Source organism: Hymenobacter gelipurpurascens (assembly GCF_900187375.1).
Lineage (GTDB): Bacteria > Bacteroidota > Bacteroidia > Cytophagales > Hymenobacteraceae > Hymenobacter > Hymenobacter gelipurpurascens.
On record NZ_FYEW01000001.1, the window covers coordinates 464,439 to 482,318 of the forward strand.

At 56.2% G+C, this 17,880-nt stretch carries 10 protein-coding genes; all 10 read left to right on the forward strand.

Going from position 1 to position 17,880, the window contains the following annotated elements:
- The first annotated feature begins 39 nt into the window (after window positions 1–39).
- The 10 genes from uxuA (at window position 40) to CFT68_RS02020 (ending at window position 17,806) form a co-directional block, all read left to right on the forward strand.
- Window positions 40–1,287, forward strand: coding sequence for a mannonate dehydratase (gene uxuA / locus CFT68_RS01975; RefSeq protein ID WP_088841747.1), 1,248 nt, complete (start codon window positions 40–42; stop codon window positions 1,285–1,287).
- Between the two features lie 15 nt (window positions 1,288–1,302).
- Window positions 1,303–3,408 (forward strand): alpha-glucuronidase family glycosyl hydrolase, encoded by a 2,106-nt coding sequence (locus tag CFT68_RS01980; protein WP_088841748.1) that lies wholly within the window; start codon window positions 1,303–1,305, stop codon window positions 3,406–3,408.
- Between the two features lie 36 nt (window positions 3,409–3,444).
- Window positions 3,445–4,251, forward strand: coding sequence for an SDR family NAD(P)-dependent oxidoreductase (locus tag CFT68_RS01985; RefSeq protein ID WP_088841749.1), 807 nt, complete (start codon window positions 3,445–3,447; stop codon window positions 4,249–4,251).
- A gap of 75 nt (window positions 4,252–4,326) precedes the next feature.
- The gene (locus tag CFT68_RS01990; protein ID WP_088841750.1) at window positions 4,327–7,425 is read left to right on the forward strand and encodes a SusC/RagA family TonB-linked outer membrane protein; all 3,099 of its coding nucleotides are present in this window, start codon (window positions 4,327–4,329) and stop codon (window positions 7,423–7,425) included.
- 176 nt (window positions 7,426–7,601) lie between these two features.
- Complete coding sequence (locus CFT68_RS01995; RefSeq protein ID WP_394340103.1) at window positions 7,602–9,389, forward strand: RagB/SusD family nutrient uptake outer membrane protein; 1,788 nt, start codon at window positions 7,602–7,604, stop codon at window positions 9,387–9,389.
- 347 nt (window positions 9,390–9,736) lie between these two features.
- Entirely contained in the window at window positions 9,737–11,422 is a 1,686-nt protein-coding gene (locus CFT68_RS02000; protein WP_088841752.1) for a glycoside hydrolase family 43 protein, read from the forward strand.
- A 53-nt stretch (window positions 11,423–11,475) separates the two neighbouring features.
- Window positions 11,476–13,377, forward strand: coding sequence for a glycoside hydrolase family 97 protein (locus tag CFT68_RS02005; protein WP_212590356.1), 1,902 nt, complete (start codon window positions 11,476–11,478; stop codon window positions 13,375–13,377).
- An 86-nt stretch (window positions 13,378–13,463) separates the two neighbouring features.
- Entirely contained in the window at window positions 13,464–14,771 is a 1,308-nt protein-coding gene (locus CFT68_RS02010; protein WP_245815249.1) for a glycosyl hydrolase family 8, read from the forward strand.
- Window positions 14,772–14,812: 41 nt separating this feature from the next.
- Complete coding sequence (locus tag CFT68_RS02015; protein ID WP_088841754.1) at window positions 14,813–16,393, forward strand: glycoside hydrolase family 43 protein; 1,581 nt, start codon at window positions 14,813–14,815, stop codon at window positions 16,391–16,393.
- A 66-nt stretch (window positions 16,394–16,459) separates the two neighbouring features.
- Window positions 16,460–17,806, forward strand: a complete 1,347-nt coding sequence (locus CFT68_RS02020) for a family 43 glycosylhydrolase (RefSeq protein WP_088841755.1) — start codon at window positions 16,460–16,462, stop codon at window positions 17,804–17,806.
- The last annotated feature ends 74 nt before the right edge of the window (window positions 17,807–17,880 follow it).

A 17,880-nucleotide genomic window follows, 5' to 3' on the forward strand; every position in this document is an offset into this window, starting at 1 on the left:
GGCACGTAATGATTGGATTTTTCTAACAAAAATACTGGCATGCAGCATACCATGCGTTGGTTCGGGCCTCAAGACCCGGTTTCTTTAATGACTCTGCGGCAAGCCGGGTGCACCGGCGTCGTTACGGCGCTGCACCAGTTGCCCGTAGGCCAGGTGTGGCCCGTGGAAGAAATCCGAGCTCGACAGCAACTGATTGAAGCCGGTAACGACCAGTATTCGCCGTTGCAGTGGGCGGTAGTAGAAAGCCTGCCAGTGCACGAGGCTATCAAGAAAGGGCTGCCCGCACGCACTCAGTATATAGAGGCCTATAAGGAGTCGTTACGCAATCTGGCGGCCTGCGGCATCCGCACGGTGTGCTACAACTTCATGCCCATGCTGGATTGGTCGCGCACCAGTCTTAACTACGAGATGCCTGACGGTTCGCGGGCTCTGCGCTTTGTGTGGCAGGACTTCGCTGTGTTCGACTTATACATTCTCAAGCGCCCCGGCGCCGAAAACGATTACGAGCCCGAAGTTGCCGCCGCCGCCCAGGAGCAGCTGGCCGCTATGTCGCCCGAAGACGTAGCCACGCTGACCAACACGGTGCTGTTAGGCCTGCCCGGCTCTGAGGAAGCCTTTGAGCTGGCGGGCTTCCAAAGCTTACTAGATGAATACGCCAACATCTCGCCCGATACGCTGCGCGAAAACCTGTACTTCTTCCTGCGGGAGGTGGGCCCGGTGGCTGAGGAAGTAGGCATCGGCCTCTGCATTCACCCCGATGACCCACCGTTTCCGCTGCTTGGCCTGCCCCGCGTGGTGAGCACCGAAGCGGACCTGCTAGGCCTGATACAGGCCTACGACTCGCCCGCCAATGGCATCACCTTCTGCACTGGCTCCCTGGGCGTGCGGCCCGATAACGATCTGCCCGGTATCGTGCGGCGCCTGGGGCACCGCATTCATTTCGTGCACCTGCGCGCCACCAAGCGCGAGGACAACCCCCGCAACTTCCATGAGGCTGACCACCTCACCGGCGACGTGGACATGTACGCCGTGGTGCGTGAGTTGGTGCGCGAGGAAATCCGCCGCAGTCAGGAGAACAGCATCAGTTTCCAGCTGCCCATGCGCCCCGACCACGGCCACCAGATGCTCGACGACCTCGAAAAACGCACCTACCCCGGCTACTCGGCCATCGGGCGACTGCGGGGCTTGGCCGAGTTGCGCGGCTTGGAACTGGGTATCCGCCGCAGCCTTGAGGAGCAGGCTTCCGCTGATCTGACGACCTCCACTGCTCACCATTTCGCTCAATAAGTTCTTCTGCTTCGCATGTCTTTCCGCTCGCTATTCTTCTTCGTACTGTTCTGCACCCTGGCGCATCGCGGCCTTGCTGATGATGGCTACCGGCTGTGGCTGAAGTACGACCAGGTGCGCGATGCCGGGCAGCGGAAAGCGTATCAGAAACAGGCTAATTTCATTGCTGTGCCTAGTGGTTCGCCTGTACTCCAGGCCGCCGGGCGGGAGCTGCAGAACGGCCTACAGGGCCTGCTAGGCCAGTCGGTGCCGATGGTGGGAGAGGGGAAAGGCAGTAAAGGAGGCATTGTGCTGTCGGTAGCAGCCAACCCCGAGCTAGGCCAGGAAGGCTACCGCGTGAGCACGCAAGGCGGCAATGTAGTTGTGATGGGCGCTACAGATAAAGGTGTGCTGTACGGCGCATTTGCACTGCTGCGCCACCTGCAAACCGGACAGTCCATTTCAGCTGTCAATCTCAACAGCAAGCCGCGAATTGAGTACCGCTTTCTCAACCACTGGGACAACCCCAATGGTACCGTGGAGCGTGGCTACGCGGGCTCCTCTATCTGGAAGTGGCAGGAACTGCCCGAAGTGATTGATCCGCGCTACCAGGATTATGCCCGCGCCAATGCCTCTATCGGTATTAATGGCGTGGTATTCAACAACGTAAACGCCAGTGCCCGCTTTCTGACAGCTGAATATCTGCAGAAGGTAGCGGCCCTAGCCAACGTGATGCGACCTTATGGGATTAGGGTGTATATGTCGGTGCTGTGGGCGGCACCCAAGGTGATTGGAGGGCTGCAAACCTCTGATCCCTTGGACCCCCAGGTGCGCCGCTGGTGGACCGCTAAAACCGACGAGATATACAAAGTCATTCCAGACTTCGGCGGCTTTCTGGTGAAGGCCAACTCCGAAGGCGAGCCCGGCCCCCAGGACTACGGCCGCAACCACGCCGACGGCGCCAATATGTTGGCCGAAGCCCTAGGCCAGCACGATGGTATTGTGATATGGCGCGCCTTCGTGTACAAAGCCAACTCCAACGGCGACCGGTTCAAGGAGGCCTTCCAGGAGTTTCAGCCCCTAGATGGCAAGTTTGCCAAGAAGGTGCTAGTGCAGGTGAAAAACGGCCCCATCGACTTTCAGGCCCGCGAGCCATTTCACCCGCTGTTCGGGGCCATGCCCAAAACGCCATTGGTGCTAGAAGTGCAGCTCACGCAGGAGTACCTTGGGTTTGCTACGCACCTCGTGTACCTGGCGCCGCTTATAAAAGAGTGCCTGGAGGCTGACACCTACGCAAAAGGTCCCGGTTCAACAGTGGCTAAAGTAGTAGATGGCACAATCGATAATCATGCTATCAGCGGCATTGCAGGCGTGGCCAACATCGGCTCCGACCGCAACTGGACCGGCCACCCCGTAAGCCAGGCCAACTGGTACTCCTACGGCCGTCTGGCTTGGGACCATACGCTCACCTCGCAGGCGCTGGCCGAAGAGTGGACGAAAATGACGCTGACTCAGGAGCCAAAAGCAGTAAGCACTATCACAGACCTGCTCACAAAATCGCGCGACATTTATGTGCGCTATACCACGCCGCTAGGCCTGCACCACATCATGGGCCAGAGCATCCACTACGGCCCCGAGCCCTGGCTGGAAAAAAGCGCCCGTCCCGACTGGACCTCCATCTACTACCACAAAGCCGACGCCGTAGGTCTGGGCTTTAACCGAACCGCTACTGGTAGCAACGCGCTAGGCCTGTATGCGCCGCAAGTACAGAAGCAGTGGGGTGACCCCGCCACTTGCCCGCCCAATTACCTCCTGTGGTTCCACCACGTGCCTTGGACCCAAACGCTCAGCACCGGCCAAACCCTCTGGAACGAACTGACGACCCGCTACTACACCGGCGCCGACTCGGTGCTCTGGATGCAGCAGCAATGGGCCCAGGTGCAGCCCGCCCTAGATGCTGAGCTGCACGCCGATGTAGCCTCCCGCCTACGCATTCAGTACCGCGAGGCCCTGTGGTGGCGCGATGCCTGTGTGCTCTACTTCCAGCAGTACGCCAAGCAGCCGCTGCCGCCCACGCTCACGCCGCCCTCACGCCCGCTGGCTGAAATCAAACAGCTGGTCGATATCTACCAGCTCCGCTAATCCCTGTCAACGCTGTTGACGACAATCTCTTTTCGAATGGAAAACCTGAACCCCGTTCTCTCTACTCTTACGCACGCCAGCGGCCAGCCAAACCCGTTTTCGCTGGAAGGTCGCCTAGCCCTTATTACCGGCGGCGGCACCGGCATCGGCCTGGAAATAGCGCGTTGCATGGCAGTGGCTGGCGCAACCGTCATTATTACGGGCCGCCGCGAGAGTGTGCTGCAGGAGGCAGTGGCAGAACTCGGCCCCTCGGCCCATTACCTCACCAACGATGTCTGCGACCTGGCTTCACTTGATGGCCTGGTAGATCATATTGAAGCTACCTATGGCGAACTGGATATTGTGGTGAACAACGCCGGCATAAACATGAAAAAGCCTGCGCTGGAAGTAACCGATGAAGATTTCAGCCGCATCATTCACACCAACCTCAACTCAGTGTTTGCACTCACCCGGGCCTGTGCCAAACGCATGGTGCCCCGCAAGCGCGGTGTAATTCTGATGATTTCCTCCATGGCCGCCTACTACGGCATTGACCGGGTAGTGGCCTACGCGGCTTCCAAATCGGCAGTGGAGGGCATGGTGAAGGTGCTGGCCTCCGAATTCTCCAAAGACAATGTGCGCGTGAATGCCATTGCTCCCGGCTTCATCGAAACAGAGATGAGCCGCACCGCCATGAACTCCGACCCCGACCGCCGCGACCGGGCCATGCGCCGCACGCCCATGGGCAAGTTCGGCCAGCCCGAGGATATTGGCCACGCCGCCGTGTTCCTCGCTTCTGATGCGGCGCGCTACATCACCGGGGCTTCCCTACCCGTGGATGGCGGCAACTCCATCGGCTTCTAATACTTCTCGCTTTACACATCCACTTCCCACACCGGATACTTGCAGTTAATCCCACACTTAAACATCCCACATTCCATGCACTTCCCTTTACGCAAGACGGCTTTGGGCCTAAGCTGGCCGCTACTGGCCGCAACCGGGCTCTCCATGGCTGGCGGTCTGCTGGCCCCCTCTGCGGTGCAGGCCCAGGCCACCGCACAATCAGTTTCCGGCCGCGTTGTTGGCACGGATGGTGCCGGGCTGCCCGGCGTAAACGTGGTCGTGAAAGGCTCTACCACGGGTACTGTAACAAATGACGAAGGTCAGTTTACAGTGGCGGCTCCGGCTGGCTCTACCCTGGTGTTCTCATTCATAGGGTTTACTCCAAAGGAAGTTGCCGTTGGCAACCAGTCAACGCTTAATGTAACGTTGGGTGAAGATGCCAAGGCCTTGGATGAGGTAGTGGTAGTAGGCTACGGTGTACAGCGAGCAGAAGCGGTGACTGGTTCAGTTGCTTCTATCGGGGGGGAGGCCTTGCGTGAAGTACCGTCTGCTAACATCTCACAGGCCTTGCAAGGCCGTTTGCCAGGCGTGCAGTTTTCGCAATCATCCTCCCAGCCAGGCGCCAGCACGCAAATCCGGATACGCGGCACCCGTTCACTTTCTGCCAGTAATGATCCATTGGTAGTTTTGGACGGTATTCCTTTCCCCGGATCAATTGGTGATATTAACCCCAACGACATTCAGAGTGTAGACATACTGAAAGATGCGTCTGCAACAGCTATTTACGGGTCGCGTGGAGCGAATGGAGTTGTCCTGATAACCACTAAAAAGGGTAAAGCAGGTCAAAAACCGCAAATAACGTATGATGGGTTTGTTGGCGCAAAAACACTTTTCGCCAAATACCCCATGATGGACGGGCCTGAATTTGTTGCGCTACGCAAAGCGGCGGGTATATATACCAATGCTTTAGATGAAGCCGATGATGTGAATACCGATTGGCAGGACTTGTTGTACAGAACCGGTATCCAATCAAACCACAACTTAGGTGTTTCCGGCGGTACTGAAAACGGGCGTTATAATTTCAACGCGGGTTACTATCAGGAAGAAGGCGTAATTCCTACCCAGCAGTACACCCGTTATTCTATTCGCGGTACCCTTGACCAAGGAGTTGGTAAGTATATCCGATTAGGGTTTACCACAAACAACACCTACAGCTTGTCCGAGGGGTCTAATGTAGGCATATATGGTATCCTGAATTCATCACCAATTGCTAATCCTTACAATCCGGATGGTACTCTGAAAAGGACCATCAGAATGCCCTTGGATGAGCAGTGGGTGTATACCAGAAAGATTGTAGAAGACTTGAGCGACCGGTGGTTAAGTGAAACCAAAGCGCTGGCCACGTACAACACCATATTCGCGGAAGCTAAAATTCCTGGTGTTGAGGGCTTAAAGTATCGAGTTAACCTGGGCGTAAACTATCGGCAGAGCCAAGGTGGTTCTTACACAGGGCAGGGTATTACCGCTGTTAACCCCACTACACCATCAACGGCATCTGTTAGCAATCAGGTTACTACAGACTGGACAGTTGAAAACATATTGTCCTATGATCGCACGTTTGCTGAGAAGCATAACATAAATGCTATAGCCCTATACTCTGCCTCCCAAAACAATTTCAACCAGTCTCGGATTGCAGCCCGGGATATCCCTTCAGACGCCTTCCAGTACTATAACCTGGGTTTGGCCGCAGGCGAAATCACCGTATCTCCTGGTGACCAACAGTACCGGAAATATGGTCTGCTGTCCTACATGGGACGCGTAATGTACTCCTATGATGACCGGTATTTGTTATCCGCTACTGTTCGCTCAGATGGTGCCTCAGTACTGGCCGAAGGACATAAGTGGAATACGTACCCTGCTGTGTCGGTAGGCTGGAATATAGCCAAAGAGTCCTTTATGCAGGATATCACGGCTATAAACATGCTGAAACTGCGAGCTGGCTATGGTATAACGTCAAACCAGTCTATTGCCCCATATGCTACGCTAGGCCGCTTAACTACCCGGCCTTACAACTTCGGCCCTACCAATTACCAGACGGGTCTATTCGTAAGCCAATTGCCAAACCCTCTCTTGGGTTGGGAGTACTCCAAAACTTATAACTACGGGTTGGACTTCGCTGTCCTGAAAAACCGTCTTTCTGGTACTATTGAGTATTACGTCACCAACACCGAGGATATTCTGCTTGGTTTGCCATTGCCTCCTACTTCTGGCGTGGATAGCTATACTGCCAATATTGGAGCTACTCAAAACAAAGGGGTAGAGCTTTCCTTAAATGGAGTGATATTGGAAAATGTCAACGGCTGGACTTGGGAGGCTGGGTTCAACCTATATGCTAACCGTAACAAGATTACGTCACTGGCCGGTGAACAGCAGAGAGATGAAGGAAACTGGTGGTTTGTTGGCAAGCCTATCAACGTAATATATGATTACGAAAAAATAGGCTTGTGGCAAGAAGAAGACCCCTACAGGAATATTTTTGAGCCAGGTGGAAATGCGGGTATGATCAAGGTGAAATACACCGGCGATTATAATGCAGATGGTACCCCTACCAGAGCCATTGGCCCACAAGACCGTCAGATTCTGGACGTAAACCCGAACTTTCTTGGCGGTTTCAATACCCGGGTGGCCTATAAAGGATTTGATTTAAGTGCCGTTGGTGCCTTCCAAAACGGCGGTATCGTTAACAGCACCCTGTATGGCTCATCGGGCTATCTTAACCTGATGAACGGTCGTCGGGGTAATGTGAAAGTAGATTACTGGACTCCCGAGAATACGGACGCCAAGTACCCCAAACCAGGTGGTCTCACGAGCGGCGACAACCCAAAGTATGGCAGCACGCTGGGGTATTTTGATGCCTCTTACCTGAAGGTGCGTACCATTTCGCTGGGCTATAACTTTGAGAGCAACGCGTGGCTGAAAAACGCCGGAGTTAGCCGACTACGGCTGTACGCGACAGCCCAGAACCCCTTTGTATTCTTTTCTCCTTACAAAAAAGAGTCGGGAATGGACCCCGAAACCAACTCGTACGCCGACCAGAACGTGGCAGTCGCTAATGGTCCGGCCCGTCTGTTGACAATAGGCACTAATGCACCTGCAACCCGGACCTACCTATTGGGTCTGAACCTTACCTTCTAAGAAAGAGAACAATGAAAACCTTTAACATAAAATTCTGTATTGGGGCGGCCATAATCTCTATGTCCGCAGTTGGGTGCTCGGATATCTTGGATGAAGATCCTAGGAGTATCTATACGCCTGGTTTCTTTCAGACAGAAAGAGGCGTAAATGGAGGATTGACCTCCATGTACTCTCACTTGCGCTATATCTTCGGTGACGCTTACTTCTATAACACCACCCTCACGGGAACAGACGAAGTAACCTACGGTAGAGATGCTGACGAGAACTTCCTAGCCATGGACTTCTCAGGCAGAGCGGCTCTTAATTCCAATAACAGCCGGGCCGATAGATTGTGGACAGCTGCTTTTCCTAATATCAACACAGCTAGTGGTGTTATCAAGAATGCTACTGCAGTAGGAACCATTTCCCCAGCCCTTGTTGCCGAAGCAAGATTTTTCCGCGCCTTCGATTACTTCATGCTGGTCCAAACCTTTGGCGGGGTACCACTAGATTTGGGTGCGGGAGAACTGGAGTTCAATACCAATGCTATTAGAACCTCGGTCCGTAATACGGTACCTGAAGTTTATACCAAAGCGGTTTTTCCTGATCTGCTGCAAGCCATTACTGATTTGCCAGCGACTCCACGGGTAATAGGGGGCGCAACTAAAACGCTTGCCCGCCTTTATCTGGCGAAAGCCTACCTAACCTATGCCTGGTGGCTTGAAAACCCCAACAATATTCCAACCTATCCAGCAGCTCAGCGAGTAGATCCTGCAGGTAAGAACGCCCAGTATTATTATCAGCAGGCGTATGATGTAGCCATCGCCGGTATTGAGAACCCAGGGCCCTTCCGTTTGCAGCCAACGTACTATGATGTACACTTGGCAACAAATGACCGCAATGCCGAGATGATGCTGTACGCTGACCATACGGAGAGCAGCGAGCTTTATAATGGAGGTAGTCTTACCTTTGGTAGTGGTGGTGCCCCTGACAACTTTGCCGGTTGGATGATGACCTGGAACTATACCAACATCAGAAGCGCCACTAATCCGAATGGAACGGGTGCTGTATCTTCTGTGCAGCGGGAAGCAGTTCAGCAGTTAGGCCGCCCCTGGAACCGTATGGCCCCTACCATTAATGCCCTTGAGAACACCTTTGCTGACAAGACAAATGACTCTCGCTACGATGGTACCTTCACCACAGTTTATCGTGGTAACTGGCCTAAAGGAGGAGTAGCTGCAGCAACCTTGTATAATGCCAACAATCTACCGGTGACCCCAGGTCAGCCAATCCTGACTTTCTTGAACGAAGAACCGACTACGGCTATTACGTATCCTAGCGGAGCAGGGACAAGTAACATTGGAGCCGGAACGCAGCCCGGCAGAGCAGATTACGTGGTTTCGCTGCGTGGTGTTAGCCGCATTGTTTATCCCGGCCTTTGGAAGCTTGGCCCTTACCGTACCGACAATGGTACTGGCCTAGGACAGCCTAACGCCGGCAGCACCCGTCCGTTTAACATTGCCAAATTCTCCGAACTGTACTTTGTAGCGGCAGAAGCAGTTGTAAAAGGAGCAACTCCTAAAGCTGGTCAAGGTGCCAGAGAATTAATTAACGTTATTCGCGCTCGGGCTGGTAAGTGGCGGTTTGACAATAACGGAAACGTGGCCAAACCGCAGGATAACAGTACTGCTATGGTTGAGGCTACTCCGGCTACTATAGACATCAACTACATTCTGGCAGAACGTTCGCGCGAATACTATGGTGAAGGCTACCGCTGGTATGATTTGGTTCGTACCCAGAAATGGACAGAGCTGGCTTCTACCTACCGTATCGGGGGAACCAACTACGGAGATCATACGCCTCTAACAGTTACGCGCACCATTCAGCCGTATCACTACCTGCGTCCTATTCCGCAGGTTCAACTTGACCGTCTGGATGTGTCCGCAGATGTAAAAGCTTCTTATCAAAACCCAGGCTATAACTAGCCTAATGAAAAAAGGAGTAAAAAGATCGGCTGCTCATGTTGAGCAACCGATCTTTTTACTCCTTTTTCTTTATTGCAGTATCCACCTAAATGGTCATGTTAACGCTGCTAGGTTACGGCTTTGCAAGCCATTTGAGCATGTGAATAAATGCCTGCTCTCCTTTGTAGTGCCAAAACTATGAACCTCTTCTAGTAGCATAGGGAGCTACAGCTCAAATGTAGCTAAGAGGCATCATCCCCCGACTTTCACTAGCTGTTGTCTGCTTCGCAAAGGTCTAGATGTGGGTAGTACGCTGCTGGATTAACTTGGGCATTAGCTCAGGTATCCGTGAATCTTCACCAAACAGTATGAAACGAACGAAACTAAAAGCACTACTCGTTGCCACCATGGCTTTGTCGCTGCAAAGCCATGGCCTATTTGCACAATCGATTGAGTTAGTTAATCCCATTCTAACAGGTTTCTATCCGGACCCAAGTATTACCAAAGTCGGCAAGGATTACTATCTGGTTAATTCTACGTTCTCTTACTTCCCTGGTATTCCGGTGATGCATAGCAAAGACCTGAAAAACTGGAAGCAGATTGGCAACGTCATTGACCGTCCCTCGCAAATGACGTTTATGGGCGACCGGATGACGCGTGGATTATTTGCACCAGCCATTGAGTACCACAACGGCAACTACTACGTCACCTGCACTCAGATTGACCACAAAGGCAACTTTGTAGTAACGGCCAAAAACCCCGCCGGCCCTTGGAGCGACCCAACTTTTCTGCCGGAGGTGCGGGGTATCGACCCCTCCCTGTATTTCGAGGGCGACAAGGCCTACGTGATCTATAACAGCGACCCGCCCGAGAATAAGCCTCTCTACGACGGGCACCGGTCCATCAAGATAATCGAGCTGAATCCGCAGACGCTGCAAACCGTAGGCGAGGCCAAGATTGTGGTGAATGGCGGCGTAGACCTGAGCAAAAAGCCTGTCTGGATTGAAGGGCCGCACCTGATGAAGCGCGGCGACTGGTATTACCTGTACGCGGCAGAAGGAGGGACCTCCGTCAACCACACCGAGGTGGTATTCCGCAGCAAGGCGGCGCTAGGCCCCTTTGTGCCTTACGATAAGAACCCCATTCTCTCGCAGCGTGAGCTGCCTAAGGACCGCAAAGACCCCATCACCTCGGCGGGGCACGCGCAGTTTGTGGAGGGCCCCGATGGCAAGACCTACGCCATTTTCTTGGCCGTGCGGCCTTATGAAGGCAATTTCTACAACACGGGCCGCGAGACGTTTATCGTGCCGGTGGTGTGGAAAGACGAGTGGCCTGTAATGGACCCTGGGCCAAATGGCGTGCAGTATAGCTATAAAGCCAACTTCCCCGAAGTGAAGCAACCTGGCGCCCGCCCCCAGAGTGGCAACTTCAGCTACACGCTCACCTTCGAGAAGCAACTCGACCCCGCGCTACTGTTTATGCGCACGGTTGATAGCACCAATTTCTCGCTGAGTAAGGCCAAGGGCCTCACCCTGAAACTGAAGCCCGAAACAGTGGCCGAAACTGGCAACCCAGCCTTCATCGGCAAGCGGCAACAGCACATGTATGGCAGCACCGAAACCGAGCTGACCTTTGCGGCCAAGGCGGCCAACGAAACGGCAGGCCTAGTGGCGTTCCAAGACGAAAAGCACTTCTATTATCTCTGCAAATCGGTCGAGAATGGCAAGCCCGTCGTGCAACTGCTCAAGAGCACGACCGACACCAAGAACACCGAGCTACTGGCCAAAGCACCGCTGAAAGCAGCGGCCGGCAAGGTGCAGCTGCGCATCAACGCTGACGGCGACACTTACAGCTTCCGGTTTTCGGAGGATGGCAAAAACTACACGCTGCTGAAAGATAAAGTGGACGCGCGCTTCCTGAGCACGCAGGTGGCGGGCGGCTTCATCGGCTGCTTGTACGGCATGTATGGCACCTCCGCCGGCCAGCCGACCACCAACACGGCCTCCTTCAAGTGGCTGAAATACGAAGGGCACGACCCCGTGTACAAGAAATAATCTGCCGTCTGCTACGCTTGCTTTCTATGCGCTTTTACTTGTTTTTGAGTCTATTGGCCCTTCCATTCGCGGCAGCACAGGCCGCTAGGCCTATCCAGATCACTAGTCCCGACGGTGCCGTGCTGGTGACGGTAGATGTAACGCCTCAGGGGCAGCCTACTTACGCCGTGCGCTACCGCCAGGCCGAGCTGTTACGCCCCTCGCACCTAGGCCTCCGCCTCGCCAGCGCCGACCTCACGCAAGGCCTCAAACTGACGAAAGCCGACAAGCAAACTATCGTAGCTGACGACTACCAGCTCGCCACCGACAAGCGCGCCAACTGCCACTACCGGGCCAACCGGCGCGTGTTGCACTTTACCGGAGCAGCTGGGGCGCCGCAGCTCAGCGTGGTATTTCAGGTATCGAACGATGGGGTGGCGTTTCAGTATTTGGTGGAAGGCACGAGCCAGGAGGTGCAACGCATCACGGCCGAGAGCACCACGTTTCATTTGCCCGCCGGCGCCAAAGGGTGGCTGCACCCGCACGCCAAGGCTCAGACTGGCTTCGCCAACACGCAGCCCTCATATGAGGAAAACTACCAGCGTGGCATTGCAGCCGGCACGCCTTCTACTATTGGGCAGGGGTGGTCGTTTCCGGCCTTGTTTCAAACCGCTGGTCATTGGGTGTTGCTGACGGAGGCCGGTATGGGCCGCAATTACGCTGGCACCCACCTGGCCCACGAGTCGCCCGATGCCGAGTACGCCGTGGCCTTCCCGCAGCTGCCCGAAAAAACGACACCCGACGCGGCCTTGCTGCCCGAAAGCCGCCTGCCGTGGCGCACGCCTTGGCGCGTGGTAGTAGTGGGTAATTCGTTGGCACCTATTGTGGAATCGACGCTGACGACGGACCTGAGCGCGCCCGCCCAAACGGCCGCGTTGCCTTATGCACCTGGCAATTCGTCGTGGTCGTGGGTGCTGATGGGGGACCAGAACACCACCTACGATGTACAGCGCCGCTTCATCGACTACGCCGCCAACATGGGGTGGCGCTACTGCCTAGTGGACGCCCTCTGGGACAAGCAAATCGGCTACGACAAAACCCAGGAGCTGGCCCAGTATGCCCGCTCCAAGAACGTAGGCCTATTGGTGTGGTACAACTCGAACGGTCACTGGAACGAGGCCCCGCAAACGCCCACCAACGTGCTGTTTGAGCCCGAAAGTAGGCGCCGGGAGTTTGCCCGCATTAAGCAAATGGGCGTAGCTGGCGTGAAAATCGACTTCTTCGGCGGCGACGGACAGTCGTTCATGAACTACTATCAGGACTTGCTCGTCGATGCTGCTCAGGCGGGTCTGCTGGTCAACTTTCACGGCGCCACTATCCCGAGGGGTTGGAACCGCACCTATCCCAACCTGATGACGATGGAAGCGGTGAAAGGATTTGAGTTCCTGACCTTCGACCAGCGTAACACCGACCAGGAGGCCACGCACTGCGCCACGCTGCCCTTCACCCGCAACGCCGTGGGGCCGATGGACTTCACGCCCATGGCCTTCTCCGAAATCCGGGGCAAACAGCGCCGCACGTCCAATGCGTTTGAGCTGGCGTTGTCGGTGCTGTTTCAGTCCGGCATTCAGCACTACGCCGAGGTGCCGGAGGGCATGGCCGCGCAACCAGCCTACGTGCAGGACTTCGTGAAGAAACTACCCCCGCGCTGGGCCGACGTGAAGCTGCTCGATGGCTTCCCCGGCGAGTACGCGGTGCTGGCCCGCCAAGCGCCCGGCGGCGGGTGGTACGTGGCCGGCATCAACGCTACTGACGCGCCCAAAACCATTCAAGTTGATCTGGGAAAGCTAGGCCTCAAAAGTGGTACGCTCATTACTGATGGGGACACCAACCGCAGCTTCAGCACACAGGCTGTGGCGGGCAACACCGTCAGCGTAACGCTGCCCGCACGGGGCGGCTTCGTGGTGCAACCCTAGCTCCTCGTTCGCCAATGCTTCCTACCCATCTACCAAACGGGCAGCCCAAGCGAAGCTCCACACCGCCGCCCATTTGCCTAGACTCTATGAAAACAAGTTCCTCTTTTCTTCACCGCAGCCGGGCTGGGTTGCTAGCGCTAGGCCTGTTGTACGCTGGCCTAGGCCTAGGTAGCGCGGCCGCTCAGCGCGCCCCAAAGCCGGCTCCCGCCATGCGGAAAGGGGCTTTTTACACGGGCAAGTACCCTAGCCTGCTGCGGGAGGCCGGCTACAATCAGGCCGCCATCGACCAGAAAGTAACCCAGGCCTACCACGATGTATTCGAGGGGCCCAACAAGGTGTACTTCGAAGTGGGTGATTCAATGGCCTACGTGTCGGACGTGAAAAACCACGATGCCCGGACCGAAGGCATGTCGTATGGGATGATGGTAGCCGTACAGCTCGACAAAAAGCAGGTGTTTGACCGCCTTTGGCGCTGGTCGAAGAAGTATTTGCAACACCAAAGCGGCCCGCTGGAAGGCTATTTTGCCTGGAGCATCAACACCGCCACGATGAAGCGCAACTCGGAGGGCCCTGCCTCCGATGGAGAGCTGTACTTCGTTACGAGCCTGCTGTTTGCCTCCAACCGCTGGGGCAATGCTACCGGCATCAATTACTACCAAGAGGCTCGCCGCATTCTGGATGCTTCCTGGAAAAAAGACGGCACCGGTGGCGTGTACAACCTGATCAACACCCAGCAAAAGCAGATATCCTTTGTGCCGGTGGGGGATATGTATACCTGGACCGACCCCTCGTACCATGTGCCGGCTTTTATGGAGGTATGGGCCGCCTACGCTAAAGACGGACACGAGCAGTTTTACCGGGCCTGCGCCGATACGTCGCGGGCGTTTCTGCACCGAGCATGTGCCGCGCCCACCGGCCTCAACTACGACTACACCGAGTTCAGCGGCAAGCCCCACGCGACCAAGTGGGCACCGCCCGCCTTCCGCTACGATTCGTGGCGGGTGCCTATGAACATTGCCATGGACTATGTGTGGTTTGGCAAGGACAAGGCCTGGCAGGAGCAATACGCGCGTCGCTTTCAGGGATTCCTGCGTGGCAAGGGGCTGAACACGTTCGAAGACCAGTTCAATGTGGACGGCTCACGGCCCGACTTCATCTTGCCCGCCGGCGACGTCAAGAAGTTGCGGCACTCCCTAGGCCTAGTGGCTACCAGCGCGTCGGCCTCGCTCATGCACCAAGACCGGGACTTAGCCTTCGTGCATGCGATCTGGAACGCCAAGCTAGCGCCTTATGAGGATGGCTATTTCGACCCCTATTACGACGGCCTCTTATACCTGTTTAGCCTAATGCATTTGAGCGGCAAGTATCAGGCTATCAAGCCTGCACAGCACTAATTCTACGCTTGCTCAATACTCCCTCGCCCATACCTTGCCCGATGAAGCACAGTATTTTACTCGCCGGCCTTCTTCTAGCATCTGCCATTGCTTCGCCGCTTCGTGCGCAGGTGAAGCAGGCGCAAAACCCCATCATTTACGCCGACGTGCCGGACCTCTCGATGATACGGGCGGGGCAGACATACTACATGAGCAGCACCACCATGCACATGAGCCCCGGCGTGCCCATCATGAAGTCGAAGGACTTGGTGAACTGGCAGCTGGTGGGCTATGCCTCCGATACGCTGGGTGGCCAGGACGAGCTGACCCTGAATAACGGCAAAAGCACCTACGGCCGGGGCTCCTGGGCGAGCAGCCTACGGTTCAATAAGGGCACGTACTACCTTTCGACTTTCGCCCAGACCACCGGCAAAACCTACGTGTATTCCACCCAGAATATCGAGAAAGGCCCCTGGAAAGTGTCGTCATTCAAACCCAGCTACCACGACCATTCCCTGTTTTTTGACGACGATGGGCGCGTGTATCTGGTGTACGGTGCCGGCAAGCTGCGCCTGATAGAACTCACGGCCGACGCTTCTGGCGTAAAGCCCGGCGCTACGGAGCAGGTGCTCATTGAAAACGCCAGTGCCCCGGCCGGCCCCAACCTAGGCCTGCCCGCCGAAGGCTCGCAGCTGTTCAAAATCAAGGGCAAGTATTACCTCTTCAACATCACCTGGCCTAAAGGCGGCATGCGTACCGTGGTGGTGCACCGGGCCGATAAGCTAACGGGCCCCTACGAAGGTCGGGTGGCGCTGCAAGACCTGGGCGTGGCGCAAGGCGGCCTCATTGATACGCCCGATGGCCGCTGGTTTTCCTATTTGTTCCGCGATTATGGCGCCGTAGGCCGCATTCCGTACCTGGTACCCGTGACCTGGGCCGATGGGTGGCCCGTGCTAGGCAGTCCGGCCGGTAAGGTGCCACAAACGCTGCCTCTGCCTCCCAGCAAGGGCCTGATTCCGAGCTTGCTTGCCTCAGATGACTTTAGCCGGCGCAAGGGCGAGCCGGCGCTGCCGCTGGTATGGCAGTGGAATCACAACCCCGAAAACTCCCTCTGGTCGCTGACGGACCGCCCCGGCTACCTGCGCCTCAAAACCGGCCGCGCCGACACCACCTTCCTGCTGGCTCGCAATACCCTCACCCAGCGCACCATCGGGCCAACCTGCGCTGGCTCTACGGCCCTGGATGTGTCGCACCTGAAGGATGGGGATTTTGCTGGCCTAGCCCTGTTGCAAAAGCGGTATGGCCTAGTGGGCGTAGATAGTCGCAACGGCGTGAAATCCATTGTGATGGTAAGCGCCGAAACGGAAAAGCCCGTGGAGCTGCAGCGCCTGCCCTTGGCCCAGAATACCGTCTATTTCAAGGCGGAGTGTGATTTTACGGAGCGCAAGGACGTGGCCACTTTCTACTACAGCCTCGATGGCAAAGCGTGGAAAGCCATTGGCACTCCACTCAAGATGGCCTACACGCTGCCCCACTTCATGGGCTACCGGTTCGGGTTGTTCAACTATGCCACCAAGAGCGGCGGGGGCTACGCCGATTTCGATTATCTCCGGGTGGCCGACACTCTTTCTGGGGCTAAATAAGTGCGTGCCTGATCAAGCATGATGCCCTTTTGCCTCCTCAAACCTATTCGAAATTCCTACCCACTCATGCTCAAACAAAGACTATCCTATATCCTAGTGGTGCTGGGCTGCCTGATGGGCGGCGCGGCCGAGGCGCAAAACCCGTTTATTACCAATCAGTTCACTGCCGACCCAACGGCGCGCGCGTTCAACGGGCGGGTGTACGTGTATCCGTCGCATGACATACCTGCCGCTCCGGGGCGGGGGCGGGCGGGCTGGTTTGTGATGGAGGACTACCACGTGTTTTCCTCCGCCAACCTCACCGATTGGACCGACCACGGCGTCATCGTCACGCAAAACAAGGTACCCTGGGTGAAGCCCGACAGCTATAGCATGTGGGCGCCCGACTGCATTGAGCGCAACGGCAAGTACTACTTCTATTTCCCCACCACCCCGAAGGACACCACCAACGGGAAAGGCTTCACAATTGGGGTGGCCGTAGCCGATAGGCCCACCGGCCCCTTCGTGCCGCAGCCGCTGCCCATCAAGGGCGTGCACGGCATCGACCCCAACGTGCTGATTGACAAAGACGGGCAGGCCTACCTCTACTGGTCGCAGGACAATATTTACGGGGCCAAGCTGAAGGAAAACATGCTGGAGCTGGCCGCTGAGCCCGTTACGCTGGGTGAGCTGCCCACCAAGGGCCTAAAAGAAGGACCGTATGTTTTTGAGCGCAAAGGCACGTATTACCTCACGTATCCGCACGTAGCCAACAAGACGGAGCGCCTGGAATACGCCACCAGCAAGAGCCCCCTGGGCCCATTCACCGTGAAGGGTGTGCTCATGGACGAGTCGCCGACGGGTTGCTGGACCAACCACCACTCCCTGCTGGAGCTTAACAACCAGTGGTACCTGTTCTACCACCACAACGACCTGTCGCCCAACTTCGACAAAAACCGGTCGGTTCGCATTGATAGCTTGTTTTTTGAGCCCGACGGTTCCATCCGAAAAGTGGTGCCCACCCTGCGCGGCGTAGGCCTGTCCAGCGCCAAACAGAAGATACAGCTGGACCGCTATAGCCGCCTAAGCGCGAGTGGCACGTCCATCGCCTTCCTGGATACCGCCAACAAGTTTCAGGGCTGGAAAACGGTATTCGCCAACAAGCAAGGGTGGGTGCAATACAACGGCGTGGCGTTCGGCAAGCAACCTCTCAAAACGGTCACGCTCCGGGCAACTGCGGCGGCCGGTGCCACGGTGCTTATTCGGCTGGATGGCGCCACTGGGCCAGTGCTAGGCCAGGTATCGGTGCCGAAGGGAGGGAAGTGGCAGGAGGTGAAAGCCCCGCTGTCGGCCTTCCGGCCCGGCACCCACTCGCTGTTCGTTGCCTCCAAAACAGATTCGCCCGTGGAGATTGATTGGGTGAGGTTTGAGTGATACACGAAGAATGGCTTAAGCTGGCAATTCGCACGATTTTCCCACCGGCCACCTGGCCTAGCAGGCCAACTCCT